This is a genomic window from Rhodospirillaceae bacterium (assembly GCA_016712715.1).
Lineage (GTDB): Bacteria > Pseudomonadota > Alphaproteobacteria > Dongiales > Dongiaceae > Dongia.
In genome coordinates this window covers 1,236,924-1,256,569 of record JADJQM010000002.1, presented here as the reverse complement: position 1 = coordinate 1,256,569, position 19,646 = coordinate 1,236,924, and the positions used below count along the sequence as shown (strand labels likewise).

General features: G+C 65.4%; 20 protein-coding genes. 10 read left to right on the top strand and 10 right to left on the bottom strand.

Going from position 1 to position 19,646, the window contains the following annotated elements:
- Nucleotides 1-69 precede the first annotated feature (69 nt).
- Nucleotides 70-333: an exodeoxyribonuclease VII small subunit gene (locus tag IPK59_16960; GenBank protein ID MBK8160382.1), complete on the bottom strand. Its 264-nt coding sequence runs from the start codon at nucleotides 331-333 to the stop codon at nucleotides 70-72.
- Nucleotides 334-679: 346 nt separating this feature from the next.
- Between IPK59_16960 and IPK59_16955 the strand changes: the two genes are divergently transcribed.
- Nucleotides 680-1,339 carry a DUF2062 domain-containing protein gene (locus IPK59_16955; protein ID MBK8160381.1) on the top strand — a complete coding sequence of 220 codons (660 nt, stop codon included), beginning with the start codon at nucleotides 680-682 and terminating at the stop codon, nucleotides 1,337-1,339.
- 88 nt (nucleotides 1,340-1,427) lie between these two features.
- On the opposite strand, the gene IPK59_16950 is transcribed toward IPK59_16955, so the two are convergent.
- The 5 genes from IPK59_16950 to IPK59_16930 all read right to left on the bottom strand — a co-directional run bounded on the left by IPK59_16950 (nucleotide 1,428) and on the right by IPK59_16930 (nucleotide 4,569).
- The gene (locus tag IPK59_16950) at nucleotides 1,428-1,715 is read right to left on the bottom strand and encodes a GIY-YIG nuclease family protein (protein MBK8160380.1); all 288 of its coding nucleotides are present in this window, start codon (nucleotides 1,713-1,715) and stop codon (nucleotides 1,428-1,430) included.
- Nucleotides 1,716-1,852: 137 nt separating this feature from the next.
- Nucleotides 1,853-2,371 carry a hypothetical protein gene (locus tag IPK59_16945; protein MBK8160379.1) on the bottom strand — a complete coding sequence of 173 codons (519 nt, stop codon included), beginning with the start codon at nucleotides 2,369-2,371 and terminating at the stop codon, nucleotides 1,853-1,855.
- Nucleotides 2,372-2,507: 136 nt separating this feature from the next.
- Nucleotides 2,508-3,434, bottom strand: coding sequence for a histone deacetylase family protein (locus tag IPK59_16940; protein ID MBK8160378.1), 927 nt, complete (start codon nucleotides 3,432-3,434; stop codon nucleotides 2,508-2,510).
- Entirely contained in the window at nucleotides 3,431-4,195 is a 765-nt protein-coding gene (locus IPK59_16935; GenBank protein MBK8160377.1) for a DUF1311 domain-containing protein, read from the bottom strand. Before IPK59_16935 ends, IPK59_16940 begins: the two co-directional genes overlap by 4 nt.
- A complete protein-coding gene (locus IPK59_16930) occupies nucleotides 4,195-4,569 on the bottom strand; it encodes a DUF423 domain-containing protein (protein MBK8160376.1) in 375 nt (124 codons plus the stop codon). Before IPK59_16930 ends, IPK59_16935 begins: the two co-directional genes overlap by 1 nt.
- A gap of 108 nt (nucleotides 4,570-4,677) precedes the next feature.
- Here IPK59_16930 and IPK59_16925 point away from each other — a divergent pair, with 108 nt between their 5' ends.
- Nucleotides 4,678-5,463: an enoyl-CoA hydratase/isomerase family protein gene (locus IPK59_16925; GenBank protein MBK8160375.1), complete on the top strand. Its 786-nt coding sequence runs from the start codon at nucleotides 4,678-4,680 to the stop codon at nucleotides 5,461-5,463.
- Nucleotides 5,464-5,467: 4 nt separating this feature from the next.
- On the top strand, nucleotides 5,468-6,235 hold the full coding sequence (locus IPK59_16920; GenBank protein ID MBK8160374.1) for an MBL fold metallo-hydrolase: 768 nt from the start codon (nucleotides 5,468-5,470) through the stop codon (nucleotides 6,233-6,235).
- A 10-nt stretch (nucleotides 6,236-6,245) separates the two neighbouring features.
- On the opposite strand, the gene IPK59_16915 is transcribed toward IPK59_16920, so the two are convergent.
- Nucleotides 6,246-7,028, bottom strand: a complete 783-nt coding sequence (locus IPK59_16915) for a hypothetical protein (protein ID MBK8160373.1) — start codon at nucleotides 7,026-7,028, stop codon at nucleotides 6,246-6,248.
- A gap of 231 nt (nucleotides 7,029-7,259) precedes the next feature.
- On the opposite strand from IPK59_16915, the gene IPK59_16910 reads away from it, so the two are divergent.
- The 4 genes from IPK59_16910 to IPK59_16895 all read left to right on the top strand — a co-directional run bounded on the left by IPK59_16910 (nucleotide 7,260) and on the right by IPK59_16895 (nucleotide 12,285).
- Nucleotides 7,260-8,393 (top strand): endonuclease/exonuclease/phosphatase family protein, encoded by a 1,134-nt coding sequence (locus IPK59_16910; protein ID MBK8160372.1) that lies wholly within the window; start codon nucleotides 7,260-7,262, stop codon nucleotides 8,391-8,393.
- Nucleotides 8,390-9,361: an endonuclease/exonuclease/phosphatase family protein gene (locus tag IPK59_16905; GenBank protein MBK8160371.1), complete on the top strand. Its 972-nt coding sequence runs from the start codon at nucleotides 8,390-8,392 to the stop codon at nucleotides 9,359-9,361. The genes IPK59_16910 and IPK59_16905 overlap by 4 nt, the downstream gene beginning before the upstream one ends.
- Before the next feature lie 105 nt (nucleotides 9,362-9,466).
- The gene (locus IPK59_16900; protein ID MBK8160370.1) at nucleotides 9,467-11,062 is read left to right on the top strand and encodes a lysine--tRNA ligase; all 1,596 of its coding nucleotides are present in this window, start codon (nucleotides 9,467-9,469) and stop codon (nucleotides 11,060-11,062) included.
- Nucleotides 11,059-12,285 (top strand): PLP-dependent transferase, encoded by a 1,227-nt coding sequence (locus tag IPK59_16895; protein MBK8160369.1) that lies wholly within the window; start codon nucleotides 11,059-11,061, stop codon nucleotides 12,283-12,285. Before IPK59_16900 ends, IPK59_16895 begins: the two co-directional genes overlap by 4 nt.
- On the opposite strand, the gene IPK59_16890 is transcribed toward IPK59_16895, so the two are convergent.
- The 3 genes from IPK59_16890 to IPK59_16880 all read right to left on the bottom strand — a co-directional run bounded on the left by IPK59_16890 (nucleotide 12,282) and on the right by IPK59_16880 (nucleotide 16,497).
- Nucleotides 12,282-14,003: a cation:proton antiporter gene (locus IPK59_16890; GenBank protein ID MBK8160368.1), complete on the bottom strand. Its 1,722-nt coding sequence runs from the start codon at nucleotides 14,001-14,003 to the stop codon at nucleotides 12,282-12,284. The two genes, IPK59_16895 and IPK59_16890, sit on opposite strands and share 4 nt — an antisense overlap.
- Before the next feature lie 41 nt (nucleotides 14,004-14,044).
- A complete protein-coding gene (locus IPK59_16885; protein ID MBK8160367.1) occupies nucleotides 14,045-14,929 on the bottom strand; it encodes a FecR domain-containing protein in 885 nt (294 codons plus the stop codon).
- A gap of 68 nt (nucleotides 14,930-14,997) precedes the next feature.
- A complete protein-coding gene (locus IPK59_16880) occupies nucleotides 14,998-16,497 on the bottom strand; it encodes a diguanylate cyclase (GenBank protein MBK8160366.1) in 1,500 nt (499 codons plus the stop codon).
- A gap of 175 nt (nucleotides 16,498-16,672) precedes the next feature.
- On the opposite strand from IPK59_16880, the gene IPK59_16875 reads away from it, so the two are divergent.
- From IPK59_16875 to ccmB, 3 genes are all read left to right on the top strand, one after another.
- Nucleotides 16,673-18,013, top strand: coding sequence for a TldD/PmbA family protein (locus IPK59_16875; protein ID MBK8160365.1), 1,341 nt, complete (start codon nucleotides 16,673-16,675; stop codon nucleotides 18,011-18,013).
- An 81-nt stretch (nucleotides 18,014-18,094) separates the two neighbouring features.
- Nucleotides 18,095-18,754 carry a heme ABC exporter ATP-binding protein CcmA gene (gene ccmA, locus IPK59_16870; protein ID MBK8160364.1) on the top strand — a complete coding sequence of 220 codons (660 nt, stop codon included), beginning with the start codon at nucleotides 18,095-18,097 and terminating at the stop codon, nucleotides 18,752-18,754.
- Nucleotides 18,751-19,416 (top strand): heme exporter protein CcmB, encoded by a 666-nt coding sequence (gene ccmB, locus IPK59_16865; protein ID MBK8160363.1) that lies wholly within the window; start codon nucleotides 18,751-18,753, stop codon nucleotides 19,414-19,416. Before ccmA ends, ccmB begins: the two co-directional genes overlap by 4 nt.
- Nucleotides 19,417-19,646: the final 230 nt, after the last annotated feature.

Sequence of the window (19,646 nt, the reverse complement as noted above, 5' to 3'; positions counted from 1 at the left end):
GTTGACCGACAAGGCTGCGTCGTTAAGGGCGTTCTGGATGGACACGGATAACCTCAATCACTGAATTCGTTAGTCAATATTGGCGGGAACCGCCTGGACCTTGCCGTCCGGCCCCAGCACGATCTTCTCGACCTTGAGCTGGGCTTCCTTGAGCTTCATTTCGCAATGCTGTTTCAGGGCAGCACCCCGCTCATAGGCGTTGATCGCCTCGTCGAGCTTGTTGTCGCCGCGCTCCAGCCGCTTCACCAGATCCTGCAATTCGGCGAGTGCTTCCTCGAAGCTCATGCCCGCAATATCTGCGCCGGGCTTGGCGCCGGTCTTGTTGTCCACCATGGAAGGCTCCCCTGGCGCCGCCTGGGGGTCGCGGGCGGCGCTTCTTTTGTCAAATTTCCGTCACGTTCGGCAGGCAAAAGAGAGCTGCCGGTCTGGTGACGTGGCCAATCAAAATGGCGCCGGCGCGGCCTTCTGTCGCAAGGCGGCCGCGCAAGCGCCGATGGGCCGCATTCTACTGACGCGCCGGGTCCGCGACAATAGCGGGGAAACGTGATGATTCAGATAGTTGGCGGACCGACCCCGGCGAATCGCCACCCTAGACGTTGGTCGCAGGCATTTGTTCGATGATTGCAATTTACGGCTCGATCTTGCCAAATGACCGCAACAGGGAAGTCAGAACACCAAGATGAATTCAGCGAACCACAATCACGGCAGCCGGATTGCCACCCCCCAAAATGGCCGCAGCAATGGCACTGGCCGCCAGAAGCCGGCGGGCCTCTTCCGCCGTGCCAGCCGCTATATCCGCTATCGACTGGTGACACCGATGCTGCGCGCGCGGCACCCGGCCGAATACAGCGCGCGGGCGGTGCTGGTGGGCGTCATCTGCGGTTTGATGCCGATCATCGGCCAGTCGACCATCGTGGTCGCGGTCTGGCTGGTGGCGCGACGCTTCAACTGGGGCTTCAACGTGGTGGTGGCGGCGCTGTGGACCTTCATCAGCAACCCGCTCACCACGGCACCGATGTTCTATGGATTCTATGTCACCGGCCAGGTGATGATGGGGAACTGGGACGACCTTTCGGGCTTCGATCGCTTCGTCACCATGTCGCGCGATCTCGTCAACGACCAGCTCGGCCTCTGGGACCAGGTCAAGGTGATCTCGCGCCTCCTCTTCCTCGACTGGGCGCTCGCCATGTGGGTGGGTTTCATCCCCTGGGCCGCGGTCTGCGGCTGGCTCGGCTATCGCTGGAGCCTCAAGGTCGTGCTGGCCTATCGCCACATGCGCGAAAAACGCATGCAACGCCGCCGCGAACAGCTGGCCGCGATTGATGCGCTGAAGGCGTAAGGGGGCCGGCCGCAAGCGCTGGTCCAAACGAGCGGTTGAAAAAAGCTCGTCATGGTCCGCGAAGGCGGACCACCCACGAGTTACATCCCTACATTTCCGCGCTGAGGTCCCGCCAATCAGGATTGTCGGCCACGATCAATCGGACCGTCCACGCACGGAGCCAAGTCTTCAATCGCTTCTCACGAGCTATCGCCTCAGCAATCTCTTCGTGCCGCTCGGCATAGACCAAGCGCTTCAGGCCATAGTATTTGGTGAACCCTTCGAATGTGCCGTCGCGATGCTGTGCCATGCGTTGCGCAAGGTCACTCGTAACGCCGACATAGAGCGTCCCGTTCGGGCGATTGGTCAGGATGTAAACCCAGCCGCCAAGCTGCATTGGGTAGCAACGTGCGTTGGTTTATCTTCGCTTCAGATTATATACTAATAATAGTGTTATAAGCAAGAAACTCGTGGGTGGTCCGCCTTCGCGGACCATGACGATTGGGGTGTGGGGGAGGAGGAGCTTCGTGCCCGTCATTCGGGTTCGGCAAACTGAAGCCGTGCCTCTTCCTCACAGAAATCCTGGTTGAGATCGCCCCACTTTCGCTGCTGGGCTTCGCTGGGCAATCCGACGAGCGTTAGGAAGAGCGGGCAACGAATGGAGAAATGCGCGGACCGCAATGAATCGACGAGGCAGGCCGTCGTCATCCTTGAAAAGGCTGGGTCGCGGCCATGAGCCGGCGCGATATCGCAATCCCGTCCCCATTGGGCGCGCGCCAGGTGGACCATCGCACTCCCCTTTGGGATACCGTTGCCGATATTGTCCGCATAGTAGATTCCCCGCTTGCCGTCGAGTGCCCGGATGATCTTGTTGTAGCTCAGAGTAAGCGCAAGATTGTCGCAGATGACTCGATCAACGCCGTAGGTCGCGCCACTGCAATGGATGCGATAGGTCGGCGGACCGTCCGCGGCGGCCGGATATGGCATTCCGGCCGCGCAGAACATCGTCGCGACGGCGATGGCTAGCCAAATGGATTTGCCGGTGGGCAGCATCGAGAACTCGTGACTGGCATAAAGCGGGCCGTCACACTTGCCGGGGATGATGGCGATTTTGCGGCGTTCAAGAAACTCGTGGGTGGTCCGCCTTCGCGGACCATGACGAATTTTTACACGCAAGAAATCGAGAAGCTTACGCCCGCTGCAATGCCGCCACATGCGCTGTGACGGATTCGGCGAGCGCGTTCAAATCATAGCCGCCTTCGAGGGTCGAGACGATGCGGCCGCCGCACAAGCCTGCCGCCAGCGTCACGAGCTGGTCGGTGACCCAGGCGTAATCCTCGGTTTCGAATTCGAGGCTGGCCAGGGGATCGGCGCGGTGGGCGTCGAAGCCGGCGGAGATGAGCAGCAGGTCCGGGCGGAATTTTTCCAAAGCGGGGAGGATCGTCTCCTCGACGGCGTCGCAGAATTCCTCGGAACCCGCATAAGGTGGTAGCGGCGCGTTGACGATGTTGCCGACGCCCTTCTCGTTCTTTGCACCCGTGCCGGGATAAAGCGGGCTTTGATGGGTCGAGGCATAGAGCACGCGCGGATCATGGTCGAAGATGTGCTGCGTGCCGTTGCCGTGATGGACGTCGAAATCGAAAATGGCGACACGGTCGAGGCCGAAGGCATCGAGCGCCTCGGCCGCCCCCACCGCGACATTGTTGAAGATGCAGAAGCCCATGGCGAGATCGCGCTCGGCATGATGCCCCGGTGGGCGCACGGCGCAGAAGGCGTTGGTCAACTCACCCTTCAGCACGGCGCCCACCGCCGCCGTCACGGCGCCGGCGGCATGGAGCGCCGCGGCACCGGAGCCGGGCGAGAGCACGGTGTCGCCGTCGAGCTCGCCCTGGCCGACCGTGGGAATGGCCGCGAAGACTTCATCGATATAGGCACGGGTATGCACACGGGCGAGCTGATCGCGCGTGACTTCCGGTGCGTCGCGCCGGTCGAGGGCGGCGTAGATCGGATCGTCGAGCAGGCGGAGGATGGCCACGAGGCGCTGGATGCGTTCGGGATGACCTGGTCCGGTATCGTGGCCGAGGCAGGACGCATGGGTATAGAGGCCGGTGGTCATGGCGTCCCGCTGGAGAGGCGCGTCAGGCGATAGGTGGCACTGGCATCGGCCACCAGCAGCGAACCATCAGCGCCCGGCAGATAGAGCGCGAACAGGCGCCCGAGGCAGAAGCCGGCGACGCCCTCGACGCTGTTCGCCTGGGCGGCGTCGGCCTTGGCGATGAGGGCTGCTTCCTCGGCATCCAGCGGCCGCGCGCGCGCCTCGGCCAGAGGCTGGAGCGTGGGACCGGCGCAACCGGCACCACCCAAGGTGCTCAAGCTGTGGCGGTCGAGGCGGATGAGGCGGCCCTTCTGCCCGGAGCCGGTCAGAGCCGGATCCTGCGCCTCGATGAGATCGCTCAATTGCCAGAGGCCGGTGAGGAGACGGGCGGGATCGGGCACTTCGCCCGCGACCGGTGATGCCTCGGCCAGATTCGCCATGCGCGCGGTGTAGAGCTCGATGAGGCAGGTATGGGCGGCGCTGCTGATCTCGACCATATCGTCATCGGCACCGGGCACGATGCCGCAGGCGGCGGAACGCTGGCTTGCCCAGTCGCGCTGCTCAGCCCGCAGGGTTTCAGGATCGGCGGCTTGCGCCAGCGCCTCGGTATAGATGGCGGCAAGATCCGCATCGATGCCGGAGAGGATGTCATCGGAACAGATTGCGTGTTCGAGGGTGGTCGAGGCCTTCGCGCAATCGAAGCTCGGCTGTGCGTCCTGTGCGAAGGCGGGCGTCGCCAACAAAAGTGCAAAGGTCGAGAGGATGGCAAGGCTGCGGAACATCAGATGGAACCCTTTTTGAGGCCCGCAATCAGCAGCAGGAGCCAGCCGAGGATGAGCAGGCTGCCGCCGATCGGGGTGAGATAGACCAGTATACGCGGCCCGTCAGCGGCCAATAGATAAAGACTACCCGAAAATAGCAGCGCGCCCAGGGCGAAGGCGAGGCCGGAGATTGTGACAAGACGCACAGATGTGCGTTGGCTGAGGGCCGCAATGCCAATGAGCGCTACCGCATGCCACAGCTGGTAGGAAGACCCGGTCCTGACCCAGTCGATGGCGTGCGGTGGCAGGATTGCCTCGGCACCATGGGCGGCCCAGGCGCCGATCGCCACCGCCATCGCCCCGTGAAAGCCGGCAGCGGCCAGCCATTTGTTCATGTCATCACCCGAACATTGCTCTTGCGGGAACTATCGCATGCCCCGCGGGATATGGCATCATCCCTCGCCTGCGACCCGTTGACCCCACAGCAAAGCGATCCAATCATCATGAGCGAAGCCGACATCCTTGTCTCAGCAGAGGGCGCCATCCGCCGCCTCACCCTCAACCGGCCGCAGCGCCTCAATGCACTGACGCGGGACCTTCTTGGCCAATTGTCCGATGCGCTGGCCGACATCGCCGCCGACGATAGCGCGCGGGTGCTGATCATCAGCGGCGCGGGGCGCGGCTTCTGTGCCGGGCAGGATTTGACCGACAAGGGCGCGGTCGAGGATGGCCGCACCTGCCGCGACACGGTCGAGCGCTATTACAATCCGGTGGTGCGGCAGATCCGCAGCCTGAATGTGCCGGTGATCGCCGCGGTCAACGGCATCGCGGCCGGCGCCGGCATGAGCCTGGCGCTTGCCGCCGACATCACGCTCGCCAATGAAAGTGCTGTGTTCGATCTTGCCTTCGCGCGCATCGGCCTCATCCCCGATGCGGGCGGCACCTATCAGCTGCAGCGATTGCTGGGGCCGGCACGCGCGATGGCATTGGCGATGCTGGGCGAGAAGCTCACGGCAAGCCAAGCGGTCGAGATGGGGCTCATCTGGCGCGCGGTGCCGGATGCGGCGTTCGCGGCCGAGGTGGATGCGCTGGCCCAGCGCCTGGCGAAGGCACCGACCATGGCTCTCGCGCTGATGAAGAAGGCGTTCAATGCCGGCGGGCACCACAGCCTGGAACAGCAATTGGCGCTGGAAGCGGAGTTGCAATCGCAGGCCGCCGACAGCGAGGATTTCCAGGAAGGATTGGCGGCCTTCCTCGGCAAGCGTCCGGCCATCTTCAAGGGGATGTGAGAGCATGATTCCCATCGCCGACCGCTGGTTCGAGATGACGCGCATTGATGACGGCATCACCCTGCTGTGGGAGCCCCATGTCATCCCGCTCATGCGCTGCAATATCTGGCATGTGCGCGGCCGGGACCGCGACCTCATGATCGATACCGGCATGGGGATCGCGAGCTTGACCGAGGCTGCGAAGAACCTGCTCGGCAAGGCGGTGACGGCGGTCGCCACACATACCCATGCCGATCATATCGGCAGCCATCATGAATTCGAGAGCACCATCGTCCACAAGCACGAGGCCGAGAACCTCGGCAAACCCAGCGAAGAGGGCACGCTGCTGTTTTCCGATTTCACCGATGACGAGCTGATCAAGATCCGGGTGGCAGGCTACGAGATCGACAGCGACCTCATCACGGCCTTGCCCCATGCGGGCTATGACCTGCGAAGCTACAGGATCCATCCGGCGCGGGTGACCGAGATCGTCGAGGAAGGCGATGTGGTGGAGACCGGCGACCGGCGTTTTGAAATCCTGCATCTGCCCGGCCACTCGCCGGGCTCGATGGGATTGTGGGAAGCCTCAACCGGCACGCTGTTCTCGGGCGATGCGCTTTATGACGGGCCGCTGCTCGACGAACTCGGCCATTCCGACATCCCGGCCTATGTACGCACCATGAAGCGGCTGCGCGAGCTGCCGGTCACCGTGGTGCATGCCGGGCATGATCCGAGCTTCGGGCGGGAGCGGTTGGTTGAATTGTGCGATGAATATCTGAAGAAGCGGGCGTAAGCCGACCCGCCTACCCTTTCCCCAGCACGGCGATCCAGGCGGCGATGCGTTCGTCGCACAGCACGATTTCGCGGCGGTCGGGGTTGAAGAAGGCGTTGGGGCCACCGCATTCGGTCACCAGCAGCATGCGCGCAAAGGGCAGCGCCAGCTCCGCGTTGAGGCGTTCGGCGAGGCTGTCATAGAGGCCGTTGCCGCGCAGCGCCTGTGCGATCGCTTCATTGGCCTCGTCGATCACCGGGGCGATCTCGACATAACGCGGGCCGGAATCCTTGGGCGGTGTCAGGCCCGGACCGCGCCGATAGGGGGCGAGGCGTTCGTTCCAGAGGGCCGCGGCCTTGGCGAAGGATTTCTGGCAATCGGCGGCGGCCTCGGTCTTGACGCCGATGGTCGAGCCCAGGGCGGCATGGGCCACGGGATCGGCGCCGATGAGCTGGCAGGCCAGCACGCGGGCGAAAGTGGGGGTGAGCGGCGCCTCGCGCGTGGGTTCGAGGGTGACGGCGAAGCTCAGGAACGCATCCAGCGCCTTGCCGAGATCGGCTTCGCCGGCCTGGGGCCGGTCGATGATACCGGTGAGGAGGATGAGTTGTGCCGCACCGATGATGGCAGCTTCGGAGGTCGCGGCATCGGGCACGGTTTCCGGCGTCGCATCGGGCAGCAGGGAGGCAGCGACGCTGATATGGAATTCGGCGACCAGGGCGCCCAGGATCACATCGTCGTTGATGTCGCTGGCGCGCACGGTCGGCACCACGCCCATCGCCGCCGCCACGCCCAAAACGGCGGCGCAGCGCCGCATTGCCCGCCACCGACCCGTTCGCGATCGACCTGCCCGCATTGATCCGCCCGCGCCATCCTGCCCCATTGCCGGCAGCATGGCATGATTTGCCTTTGGATTGCACCTCCCCCGCCACAATGTCGCCATGGCACCTCGCGCATATAGGCAGGCAACCGGTAGCCAGGCCATCGGCGCCGGGTTATTGAAAGCCGGCGCTTCCGGCCGAAGACGCAGACCAGAGAGGTCAAATTGATGGAGCTATCGACATCGCCGGACGGACCGGACCTGGACGAAACCCCACAGCCGGCGCGGCGCGTGGCCGGCGCCTTCCGGCGCGGGCTCCATACCGGGCTGGGCCTGGGCGGGGTCGTGCTGGTGATCGCAACCTTCCTGCCGCTGCTGCATCCGCTATGGCCGCTGGCTTCGGTCGCCGAGCATTTCGCGGTCCAGGTGCTGATGGGTGCCCTGGCGCTGGGCGCCCTCGCCCTTCTCCTGCGCCGCTGGCGCTGGCTCAGCGTGGTGGTGGCGGTGGCCCTCATCCAGATCTGGACCATCCATCCCTATTGGCCGAAGCCGACCGTGCCAGTAACACCGGTTGCCGATCAGGCGGCGCGGACGATGAAGGTGATCTCGCTCAATGTCCATCACAGCGGCCGATCCTTTGAGGCGGTGCGGCAGTATCTCAGGGACAGCGATGCCGATGTGATCGGCCTGGTCGAGATGTCGCGACGTTGGAAGATGGAGCTGGCATCGCTTGAGTCCGTCTATCCGTTCCGCATCGACTGCATTGACGTGGTCGAGCGGTGCGAGGAAATGCTGCTCTCCAAGCATCCGTTTCAGCAACAAGGGGCCGGGCGCATCCATGATGATCTGCCGGTTCTGGTCTGGGCCGAGATCATGCCACCCGGCGGCAGCGAGCCTGTCACGTTTGCGGTCAGCCATGTCGCCTGGCCATTGCAGGTCGCTGACCCGCCCGAGGCGCCGGCCGCCAATGCCGGCCTGAGGTCGCTCCCCTCCGGGCTGCCTCGATTGGTGCAGGCGGAGCAGGTGGCGACGCTGACGGAGGCCGTCAACGGCCTGGAGGTCAACAGCCAGGGGGTCAACAGCCTGGGGGTCAACAGCCTGGGGCGCAATCTTGTGCTGATGGGGGATTTCAACGCCGCTCCGTGGAGTCGAACCCAGCAATATCTCCGCCAGAACGGGGCATTTAACAACCATGCCGATCTCGCTTTGACCTGGCCCGCCTGGGGCCCGTCTTTCATCCGTCTGCCGATCGATCACATCATGACTCGCGGCACACCGCAGCTCCTGTCATTCGAGCCCGGCCCCAATGTCGGCTCCGACCACCTGCCGGTCGAGGCGCTGGTCGCCTTGTCGGCGCGGTGAGGCGCATCCGCACCGGCGTACCCATCGCCCTGGTCGCGTGGCTGGTCCTCGCGCCCGCTGTTCTGCTGGCGCCCCTTTCATTGCACCTGGTGGTGTTCGACGGGTTGCGTGGGCCGCTGCTGCTGGCCGGACTGCCCTTGCTTGCCGGCCTGTTGTGGCGCAAGCGCTGGCGCCATAGCCTAGCGGTGATGCTGCTCAGTCTTGCGCTGCTGGCGCCCTGGCTTTCCAGCGGGCGCGTGCCGGTCAACGCCGACATGCCGCAGGTGAAGCTCGTCATCCTGCCCAGTTCCAGCCCGGAGGCCATCGCCTATGCAATCGGGGAAAAGGCCGACATCATCCTCATTCCCGATTTCAGCGACGGCATGGGGAAGGCGCTGGGCACGTCTTCGGGCGTCGTGCCGACGCCCGCCTCGCAGCCCGAACTGGGGGCAACCCTGCCGGACCTCGTCCCGGCTTACCGGCCCTGGATCCTGAAGCCGACGGACGGCATGGGGATCTTCCTGCGCGATGGGCTGGTCCGGGCCAACGATCTGCGCCTGCGCGATGAACGGACCCCCACTTATGCGCTGGTGGCCGATGCCAGAATCGCCGGCACCGACCTCACCATCGCCATGGTGCATTTGAACAGGCCCTTTCCGCTCGCGGAATGGGGCAGGCAGGTCAGGCAGGTTCGCGCGCTTGCCGGACAAATGGCCGATATTCCGAGGCCCACCATCCTCGCCGGGGATTTCAACGCCTTGCCCTGGTCCGGGGCGCTCGACCATCTCACCTCTGCCATGTGGAGCGGCACCATGGCGGCCCCGGCAGCACCCTGGGTCGGCACCTTTCCCGCCTGGTCGCCGCTGAAACTGCCCATCGACCAGATCCGGGTGAGCGGCGGGCTGCAGATCGTCTCGGTCGCCGCCGGGCCCGATGTGGGCTCGGTGCACCTGCCCGTGCTGGCGATCATCGCGCTGCCGCCACGCTGAACCTCGTGCATGGCGGCTATGCCCGCCTGTTTCGCACTTGCGGGAGGGGGGCTTAATCCCTAGTCTCCGGCGGCTTTTCACTGAAATTACCGCCCGAGAGACGAGATGACCGACGACCGTATCTATGCCCAAGCCGCGCGTGCCTGGCCGTTCGAGGAAGCCCGCAAGCTGGTCGAACGCTATAAATCCGCGCCGCCGAAAAAGGGCTATGTGCTGTTCGAGACCGGTTACGGCCCGTCCGGCCTGCCGCATATCGGCACGTTCGGCGAGGTGGCGCGCACGACCATGGTGCGCCAGGCGTTCCAGCGTCTGTCCGATATTCCCACACGCCTCTTTGCCTTCTCGGACGACATGGACGGGCTCCGCAAGGTGCCGACCAATGTCCCCAACCAGGAGATGCTGGCGCAGCATCTCGGCAAGCGCCTGACCCTGGTGCCGGATCCCTTCGGGACCCATGAGAGCTTCGGCCACCACAACAACGCCATGCTGCGCGGCTTCCTCGACGGCTTCGGGTTTGAGTACGAATTCCAGTCCTCGACCGATTGGTACATGTCGGGCCGCTTTGATGAGGGCCTGCTCGACGTGCTGCGCCACTATGAACAGGTGCAGGAAATCATGCTGCCCAGTTTGCGCGAAGAGCGCGCGGCCAGCTATTCGCCCTTCCTGCCGGTGTGCCAGAAGACCGGCCGTGTGCTGCAGGTGCCGATCCTCGAGACCAATGCGGCGGCCGGCACCATCGTCTATCAGGACGAGGACGGCACCAAGGTCGAGACGCCGGTCACCGGCGGTCGCTGCAAGCTGCAATGGAAGCCCGATTGGGCGATGCGCTGGCATGTGATGAATGTCGACTATGAAATGTCGGGCAAGGACCTCATCCCCTCGGTACAGCTCGCCAACAAGATCTGCCGCGAGCTTGGGTCGCCACCGCCGGAAGGTTTCAACTACGAACTCTTTCTCGACGACAAGGGCCAGAAGATCTCGAAGTCGAAGGGCAACGGCCTCACGGTCGAGGAGTGGCTGGAATATGCGCCCCCCGAGAGCCTGTCGCTCTACATGTTCCAGAAGCCCAAGGCGGCGAAGCGGCTCTATTTCGACGTCATCCCGCGCGCGGTGGACGAGTACCTGACCTTCGTCGAGAAGTTCGAGGGCGAGGCGCCGGCGCAGAAGCTGGAGAACCCGGCCTGGCATATCCATAACGGCAAGCCGCCGGTCACCGGCAACGGCATTCCGCGGAATGCGCTGAGCTTCGGCATCCTCCTCAACTTGGCCTCGGTCGCCAATGCCGAGACCAAGGATACGCTGTGGGGTTTCGTCAGCCGCTATCTGCCGGAGGCCAATCCGGTCAGCGCGCCCTTCCTCGACAAGATGGTCGGCTTTGCCATCAACTATTACCGCGACCATGTGAAGCCGCATAAGAAGTACAAGGCGCCGGACGCGATGGAACGCGTGGCCTTGACCGAGCTGCTCGCGGCCCTGGAAGCGGCGCCGGAGGCGGCCAGCGCCGAGGATCTCCAGAACATCGTCTTCGAGATCGGCAAGAAACATCCCTTCCCCGAACTCCGTGCCTGGTTCAAGGCGCTCTATGAGACTCTGCTCGGCCAGGAAACAGGCCCGCGCATGGGTTCGTTCTTTGCGCTCTATGGCCGCAAGGAATCCGCGGCCCTCATCCGCAAGGCCCTCGACGGCACGATCGCCGCATGACCGACAAGACCGCCAAGCCGGACATGACACCGCAACCGATGACGGTGGCGGTGCATGCCGGCCTCGCCGTCGATGCGGCGACGGGCGCCATCGCGCCCAATATCAGCATGTCGGTCAACAACGCGTTCCGCCCCGGCGACGGCGCGTTTTCGGCCGCTGAAGCCGGCGATCTGGTCGACCTGCCCTATCTTTATGCGCGCTGGACCAATCCCACGGTGCGGCAGCTGGAACAGCGCATGGCGGCGCTTGAGCATGCCGATGAAGCCATGGCGACGGCGACCGGTGTCGCCGCCATCGCGGCCCTGTTCCTGGGCAATTTGAGATCCGGCGACCACCTCATCATCAGCGATGTCTGCTATGCGGGTGCGCGCGAGATGGCGGACAAGCTGCTGCCGGGCTTCGGCATAGCAGTGAGTGCCGTCAATCTCTCCAACCTCGACGCGGTGCGCGCGGCGTTACGCCCCAACACGCGCCTTATCCATGCCGAGACGCCGTGCAACCCGCTGCTGCGCCTGACCGACCTTGCCGAGCTGGCAAAGCTGGCGCATGCCCATGGCGCGCTGGTCTCGGTCGATTCCACCGTGGCGACACCGGTCGCCACCCGCCCGCTCGACCTCGGCGTCGACTTCGTCATCCATTCGCTGACCAAATTCATCAACGGCCATGGCGATGCGCTGGGCGGCATCCTTATCGGCCGCAAAGCTGACATCGCGCGCATTCGCTCGCTGTCCGGCGTCTATCTGGGTGCGGCCATGAGCGCCGGCAATGCCTGGCTCATCCTGCGCGGCATCGACACCCTCTTCCCGCGCATGGCGCAGGTGGGCGCCAGCGCCCAGAAGATCGCCGCGTATTTGGCAGCCCATCCCAGCGTGATCGGGGTGAATTATCCGGGTCTGCCCTCGCATCCGCAGGCGGCGCTTGCCCACCGGCAGATGGATTTCTTCGGCGGCCTCATCTCGTTCCAGACGCACAACCCGCAGAGTCTCGCAGCACGCATGCCGGATCGGCTGCGTTATATCCACTATGCCTTCTCGCTCGGGCATCAGCGCAGCATTATCGTCTATCTCGACACCGCCGAAATGATGCAATCCACCTTCCGCCTGGGGGCGGAAGCGGAAGCCGATTATCGCCGCTATGCCGGCGAGGGCTTGTTCCGCCTGTCCGTGGGGCTTGAGGCGGCCGAGGACATCATCGCCGATCTTGACCGGGCGCTGGCGGATTAATCCTTCGTGATCCGCTCGGTCGTCTTGTCCGGCTCGGCGCTGCCATAGGTCTGGAGTTCGGCGCGGAAGGCGGCGAGGTAATTGGCAACATCGGTTTGGTCGCGGCCGAGGCGCCGCAGCATGGCGCTGCCCAGCCCCAGGCCGATCTCGATATCTTCCGGAATGGCTTCGTTGACGCCGAGTTGAGCGAGGCGCTTGGCGTGGCCGGCGTCCCAGGCGCGGGCGACGATGACGAGGTCTGGCACGATTTCATGGAGCGCTGCCGCCATGCGTTCGGCCATGACCGGGCTGTCGATGGCGATGACCGCGAGCGAGGCGCGGTCGGCACCGGCGGCGCGCAGCACGTCGATGCGGCCGGCATCACCGAAATAGACCGGCAGGCCGCGGGCGCGGGCGCGGATCACGCGCTGGACGTCGAGGTCGAGCACGACATAGCCGATCTCGGCATTGTCGAGCAGCCGGCAGATGGCCTGGCCGACGCGGCCAAAGCCCGCCACCAGCACATGTTCGGCAAGATGCTCGGATTCGTCGGCGAGCGAACTCGCGCGTCGCCCGCGGCGGTCGCGGATCCGGGTCGCCGCATATCTGCCGAGCGTGGCTAGGAAGGGTGTCAGTGCGATGCTGAGCACGATCGCGGCATTGAGATTGAGGATCGTGCCGGCCGGCAGAATGCCGTGATTGCCGGCAAGGCTGGTGAGGACGAAACCGAACTCGCTGCCCTGGGCGAGGATCAGGGCGGCGCGCAAGGCGGTGTCGATCTTGAGGCCGAAGGCGCGCGCGACCAGGGCGGTGAGCAGGATCTTGATCAGCACGAAGATGAGCGTAATGCCGAGGATGGCGAGGATGTTCGCCGCCACCGCGGCAAGATCGAAGGTCATGCCGACGGTAACGAAGAACAGGCCGATCAGCAGGCCGCGGAAGGGCTGGATGTCGGCCTCGATCTGGTGGCGGTAGGGCGTCCCGGCGAGCAACATGCCGGCCAGGAACGCGCCAAGGCCCATCGACATGCCGGCTTCACGGGTGACCCAGCCCAGCCCCAACAGGATGAACAGGCTGGCGGCGGTGAAGAGTTCTGAATTGCCGGTGGCCGCGATCTGGCGGAACAGCGGGCGAATGAGGAAGCGGCCGGCCAGCATGATGATGCCCAGCGCCAATGTTGCCTTGACGGCGGCAAGGCCCAGGGCGAACCACAGGCTGCCGCCCTCGGCACCGAGCAGCGGGATGAGCGCCAGCATCGGCACCACGGCGAGATCCTGGAACAGCAGCACAGCGACCGCGATGCGGCCGAAGCGCGCCGCCGCCTCGCCGCGGTCGAGCAGCAGTTTCAGCACAGTGGCCGTCGAGGACAAGGCGAGGATGCCGCCGATGACGATGGCGGCCGAAGGTTCCGCCCCCAGCAGCAGGGCGGTCCCGCCGATCACCAGCAGGGTGACGCCCATCTGCGCGCCGCCCAGGCCGAAGACGTAATAGCGCATGGTCTTCAAGCGTTCGAGCGGCAGTTCGAGGCCGATCGCGAACAGCATGAAGACGACGCCGAGCTCGGCAAGCCAGGCCGCCTCCTCCGGATCCTTGATCGCCTGGAGGCCGGAGGGGCCGATGATCATGCCGACAGCGAGATAGCCTAGCACCGAGGAGATGCCGGCCCGGTGCAGAAAGGGCACCAGCACCAGCGCCGCCATGAGCACGATCAGGATATCGGTGATGGCGTCGCTGTGCATGCCCACCTCAGCGGATCAGGTGGGCGCGATGGGGTGCGGAATCAGTCACCACCGCCACCATCGCCGCCGCCGTCACCACCGTCGCCACCGTCGCTGTCGCCGGAATCGGCATCCGCCTCGCCCTCACTCTCCGCCTCGGCCTCAGCTTCGGCTTCAGCCTCCGCTTCAGCTTCAGCCTCCGCTTCGGCCAGCGCCGCGTCGATGGCGGCGATGTCCTCGTCGGAGAAGCCGAGATCGGCAAGATCGGCATCGGGCAGATCCGGCTCGCCATCGAGTGCCGGATCATCGATGGTGGCATCGTCAACTTCGACCTCGTTCTCGCCGACATCGCCGACGCCGCCGCGGTCGACATTGGCGCTTTGCCCCGCGCGCAGGCGGACGCTGTCGCCGCCGCTGCGGGCATTGATCTCGACCTCGCCGGTGTTGACCGAGACCAGCGTGCTGCCATCCTCGCGGACGCGCATCTTCACATTGGTGCCGCGGATGACCAGGGTGGCGGTGGGCGTTTCGATACGCAGGGAATCGCCCTTGATCGCGCCGGAGATGAAGCGCGCGGCGCCCTGGGTCAAGGTGTAGACCGCTTCCTCGACGCCGGTCTTCGGATTGAACACCATGGTGTCGATGGTGATGGTGGCGCGCTCGCTGAGCAGCAGGTGCGAATGATCGATGAAGCCGATCGTGGCGCTGCTGGCGTCGCCGGTGGTGACGTTCTCGCCGAAGAAGGCCGGCGATTTCGCCGCCTTGCTGGCAGGTGCCTGGTCGGGCAGGTTGCCGGAGACGGCGCCGGCCACGCGCACGAAGCCACCGACCGTGGCGCCCACAGCGATCTCGGCCCGGGCGGCGGGCACCGTTGCGGGCAAGAGGTGGAAGAGCACTGCCATGACGGCAAACAGCCCGGCGGTACGGCCGGCATTCCCGAATTTCATCATCGACTCCAAAGGTGACGGACGCGGCAGCTTAGGTGGCCGGCGGTCGGCGAACAAGCGATGGCTGGTTACATCAGCGCCGCCGCGCCCGGTGCGGGGACATCCCCGGTTGGCTCCTGGCGCAGCAGGCGGTCGCCGGCGAAGACCAGGCGGCCGCGCCCGGTGGCCTTCGCCTCGTAGAGCGCTTCGTCGGCCGCGCGCATGATGGCGGCGGCCGTTTGCCCGCAGCCGGGCGCCGGCGCGATGCCGAGGCTGACGCCGACATCGGTCACCTTTCCCTCGCCCAGGGCGATCGGCGCGGTGACGGCGGCGATCAGGCGCCGGCCGAGATCGGCCAGCCGCGACGGGTCGGTATCCTGCTGCATGAGGATGATGAACTCGTCACCGCCGGTGCGGCTGACGAGGCCGGCATTGCCCACGGTGGATGCCATGCGCGCCGCCACCTCGCGGATGACCGTGTCGCCGGCGGCATGGCCATAGGTGTCGTTGACCGCCTTGAAGCGGTCGAGGTCGCAGGCGATGACGGCGAAGGGCTTGTTGGCGCTGCCATCGACGGCGGCCATCAGCGCCTCGCCGAAAGCGAGGCGGTTGGCGAGACCGGTCAGCGGATCGTGGCGCGCCATGTAGCGTGTGCGGCGTTCGCTGTGCTCGACGATGTTGGTCATGCCGCCGAGCTTGCGCGCGATGAGGAGCGCCGCCACCGCCATCACCAGGCCGATCACGACGATGAGAGGCCAGACCACGGACCAGATCTCGGCTCCCGGATCATTGTCGGCCCAGATGAAGGCGCCGAGCTTCCCTCCGGAGAGCGAGGTCAGCATCTTGTGCGTCGTCGGCAGATCGGCCGGCGGGTTGGTGTTGAAATGCAGCGCGTTGAAGGCGAGCTGCGCGTTGAGATACTCAAGAAGGTCGCCATCGATGAATTTGACGGCGATGAGAATGGCGGGTCGGCCCTGCGCATCGGGTGTCGCATCGGGCAGTGCCATGGCGCTGAGCAGAGCGGGTTCGCCCTCGATGGTCTGGAAGGAGGCGGTGAAGACATCGCTGGCCGCGTCCCCGGCGGCGTCGCGCAAGGCGGCCTGGGTCGCGGCCTGGGTTTGGGCGATGAGCTGTCTGAGTTCGGGATCGCGATCGAGACCCGCCGGCGCACTGCCGACAGCGTCCTTGCCGGCATAGGCGCGCAGGCTGCCATCCGGGTTGATGAGGAGGGTGCGGTCATGGCCGAACGGGTACCAGAGCGCGCCTGCCATGCGGTCGAGCAGATTGCCGCCAGCAGATGCGCCCACCCCTTGGGCATCCGGTGCCAGATGCCGGTTCCAACCGGCGAAGGAGTACTGGTCGCGCGCCAGCAGGGCAAAGCGGTTGTTGAGCGTGTTGTCGAACAGCTCGAGATCGCTCTCATAGGCGCGCCGGTCGGCCTCGTCCGAGGAGCGCATGCCGACATAGAGCATGGCCAAGGCGAACAGCACGATGAGGGCTGCCGCGAAAGCGAAGATCAGCACGGAGATGCTGACCGGGAACAACCGTTCCGAGGTCCCGTCACCACCCGCGCCGGGATGCCTGTTCATGAAAGTGCCCGCCCCCCTTTAACCCTGTCGGCGATCATAGGTGGATTCGGGCGCCTTTGGGAACGATGAGCCGGGGGAGGGCTTGTCTTTTGCGCGCGTTTGTCCCAGCTTGCGGAACCTTGAGGCGAGGGCCATCTATGGGATCCCGCCTCTTCCCCCATCCGTGAAAGACCGCATGTCCAGTTCCGATCAGCTTGCCCTTCTCGAGACCGTGCTCACCAAGGCCAAGGCCGCCGGCGCCGATTCCGCCGATGCCCTGATCGGCCGCAGCATTTCCCTGTCGCTGGGCGAGCGCCTGGGCGCCAAGGAGAAGCTGGAGCGGGCGGAGAGCCAGGATCTGGGCCTGCGTGTCTTCGTGGGCAAGCGTCAGGCGATCGTCTCGACCAGCGACTTCACGCCCGGCTCATTGGCCGAGCTCACTGCCCGCGCCGTCGCCATGGCGAAGGCGGTGCCGGAAGACCCGCATTGCGGCCTCGCCGATTCCAGCCAATTGGCGAAGAGCTGGCCGACCCTCGACATGTGCGACGACACCGATCCCTCGGAAGCCCAGCTCACCGAAATGGTGCGCGCGGCCGAGGACGCGGCGCGCAGCGTGAAGGGTGTTACCAATTCCGAAGGGGCGGAGGCGGGCTACGGCCGATCCGATGTCGCCATCGCCGCCAGCAACGGATTCCAGGGCGCCTATTCCAGCAGCCATTTCGGCCTCTCCGTCTCGGTGCTGGCCGGCGAGGGCACCGGCATGGAGCGCGATTACGATTACAGCTCGACCGTCTATCTTGCCGATCTCGAGGATCCGGTGACGCTCGGGAAATCGGCGGGCGAACGCGCCGTGCGGCGGCTCAACCCGCGCAAGGCCAAGACGGCGGTGGTGCCCGTCGTGTTCGATCCCCGGATCAGCAATTCCATCGTCGGCCATCTGGTCGGCGCCATCAACGGGGCCGGCATCGCGCGCGGTACCTCGTTCCTGAAAGACAGCCTCGGCAAGGATATCTTCTCGGCCGGCATCGACATCATCGACGATCCGCATCGCCACCGGGGCCTCCGTTCGCGCCCCTTCGACGGCGAGGGATTGCCGACGGTGATGGCCAAGCTCATCGACAATGGCCGCCTCACCATGTGGCTGCTCGATTGCCGGTCCGCGCGGCAATTGGGGTTGGTGTCGAACGGCCATGCCTCGCGCGGGACGTCGAGCCCGCCCTCGCCGGCCCCCAGCAACGTGCATATGGCGGCTGGCAAGATCAGCCGCCAGCAGCTGATCGGCGAAATCAAACAGGGGCTCTATGTGACCGAGATGATCGGGTCCGGCGTCAATGGCGTCACCGGCGATTACAGCCGGGGGGCGGCCGGCTTCTGGATCGAGAATGGCGAGCTTGCCTATCCGGTCTCGGAAGTGACGCTGGCCGGCAATCTCAAAGAGATCTTCCAGCATGTGACGCCGGCCGACGACCTCACCTTCAAATACGGCACCAACGCGCCCACGCTCCGCATCGACGGCATGACCCTCGCCGGGGCGTGAATCTGCTATGGTCCGCGCGGGGGAAGCGCAGATGAGAGAGCTGTCTCAAATCTATCCGTCATCCCGGGGTCAAGCCCGGGGATGACGTCGTCACATAAACTCATCGCCCAGGACCTCGCCTGCCGGCGGGCGGAGCGGTTGCTGTTCCGCGATCTCAATTTTACGCTGCAAGCGGGGCAGGCGCTGCTGCTGCGCGGGCCCAATGGCAGCGGCAAGTCGAGCCTGCTGCGGCTGCTCGCGGGCCTGCTGCCGGCGGAAGCGGGGTCGCTCACCTGGCGCGGCCAGGATGTGCGCACCGATCGCGCCGGCTATCGCAGCGACCTTGCCTATCTGGGGCATCTCGATGCCTTGAAGCCGCAATTGCTCGTGCAGGAGAATTTGCAGTTCTGGGCGGATCTGGTCGGCGCGACGGTGCCGGTCGAAAGGGCCTTGGCCAAGGTTGGGCTCGGGCCCTGCGCCGCGTTTCCGGCACAGCATCTTTCGGCCGGGCAGAGGCGGCGCTTCGGCCTCGCGCGTTTGCTGCTCAAACCCGTGCCGATCTGGCTGCTCGACGAACCCAGCACGGCGCTCGACGCCGCGGGCCAGAAACTGGCCCTCGACCTCATCACCCGGCATCGGGCGGCGGGCGGCATCGCCATCATCTCGAGCCATGACGATCTCGCCTTGCCCGAAATCACGACCCTGGTGCTGGGGACCGGATTGGCCGGTCCTGGAAATGGCGGCGGGGGGGGCGCCGCATGAACGCATTTTTTGCCCTTCTGCGCCGCGATTTGCGTCTGGGTTTCCGTCAAGGAATCGACGCCTTGGTTGTGGTGCTGTTTTTCCTGGCGGCGGGCGCCCTGTTCCCCTTTGCCCTGGGACCGGAACCGCAGCTCCTGGCCCGGATCGCCGCCGGGATCGTCATGGCGATGGCGGCCCTGGCCTCCCTCCTCTCCCTCGACCGGCTGTTCGCCGGAGATCTCGAGGATGGCAGCCTGGACGGCCTGGCCCTGTCGCCTTTGTCCCTGGAACTGGTGGGGCTCGCCAAGGTCATCAGCCATTGGCTGATGACCGGCCTGCCGCTGCTGGTGGCCGCCCCCCTCCTCGGCCTGCTGCTCAACCTGCCCGCCGCCCTCTATCCGATTCTCCTGCTGGCGCTGCTGGCCGTAACGCCGGCCCTGTCGCTGCTGGGCGGGCTGGGCGCGGCCCTCACCCTGGGCGCGCGGCGCGGTGGGCTGCTGCTGGCCTTCGTGATCCTGCCGTTATTTATTCCTATTCTCATCCTGGGCATGGGGGCGGTGAGCGCCGTGGCGCTGGGCGAAAGCCCCTTGAGCGCCCTGCAATTGCTGCTGGCGCTCGACCTCGCCTTCCTGGCGCTAGTCCCCTGGGCGATGGCCATGGCGCTCCGCCAACTGTTGCGCTAAGGACGCAGTCGGCCGCCGTGCCGGTGTGACAAAGCGCACAGGAAGTTGTTCCCCGTTGAACCCCGCGTGCGATGGGACGACAAACCGTTCAATGCCAGCGTCTTGTGGCTTATCTGCAACAGATACGGGCATTTTGACACAGGTCGCGTAAAGACCCCGAATCAACGTGGATTCCTTAAGTTGAATCGGCATATGCTTAATCATCCGGCATCCAAATGTCGGGCGGTTGC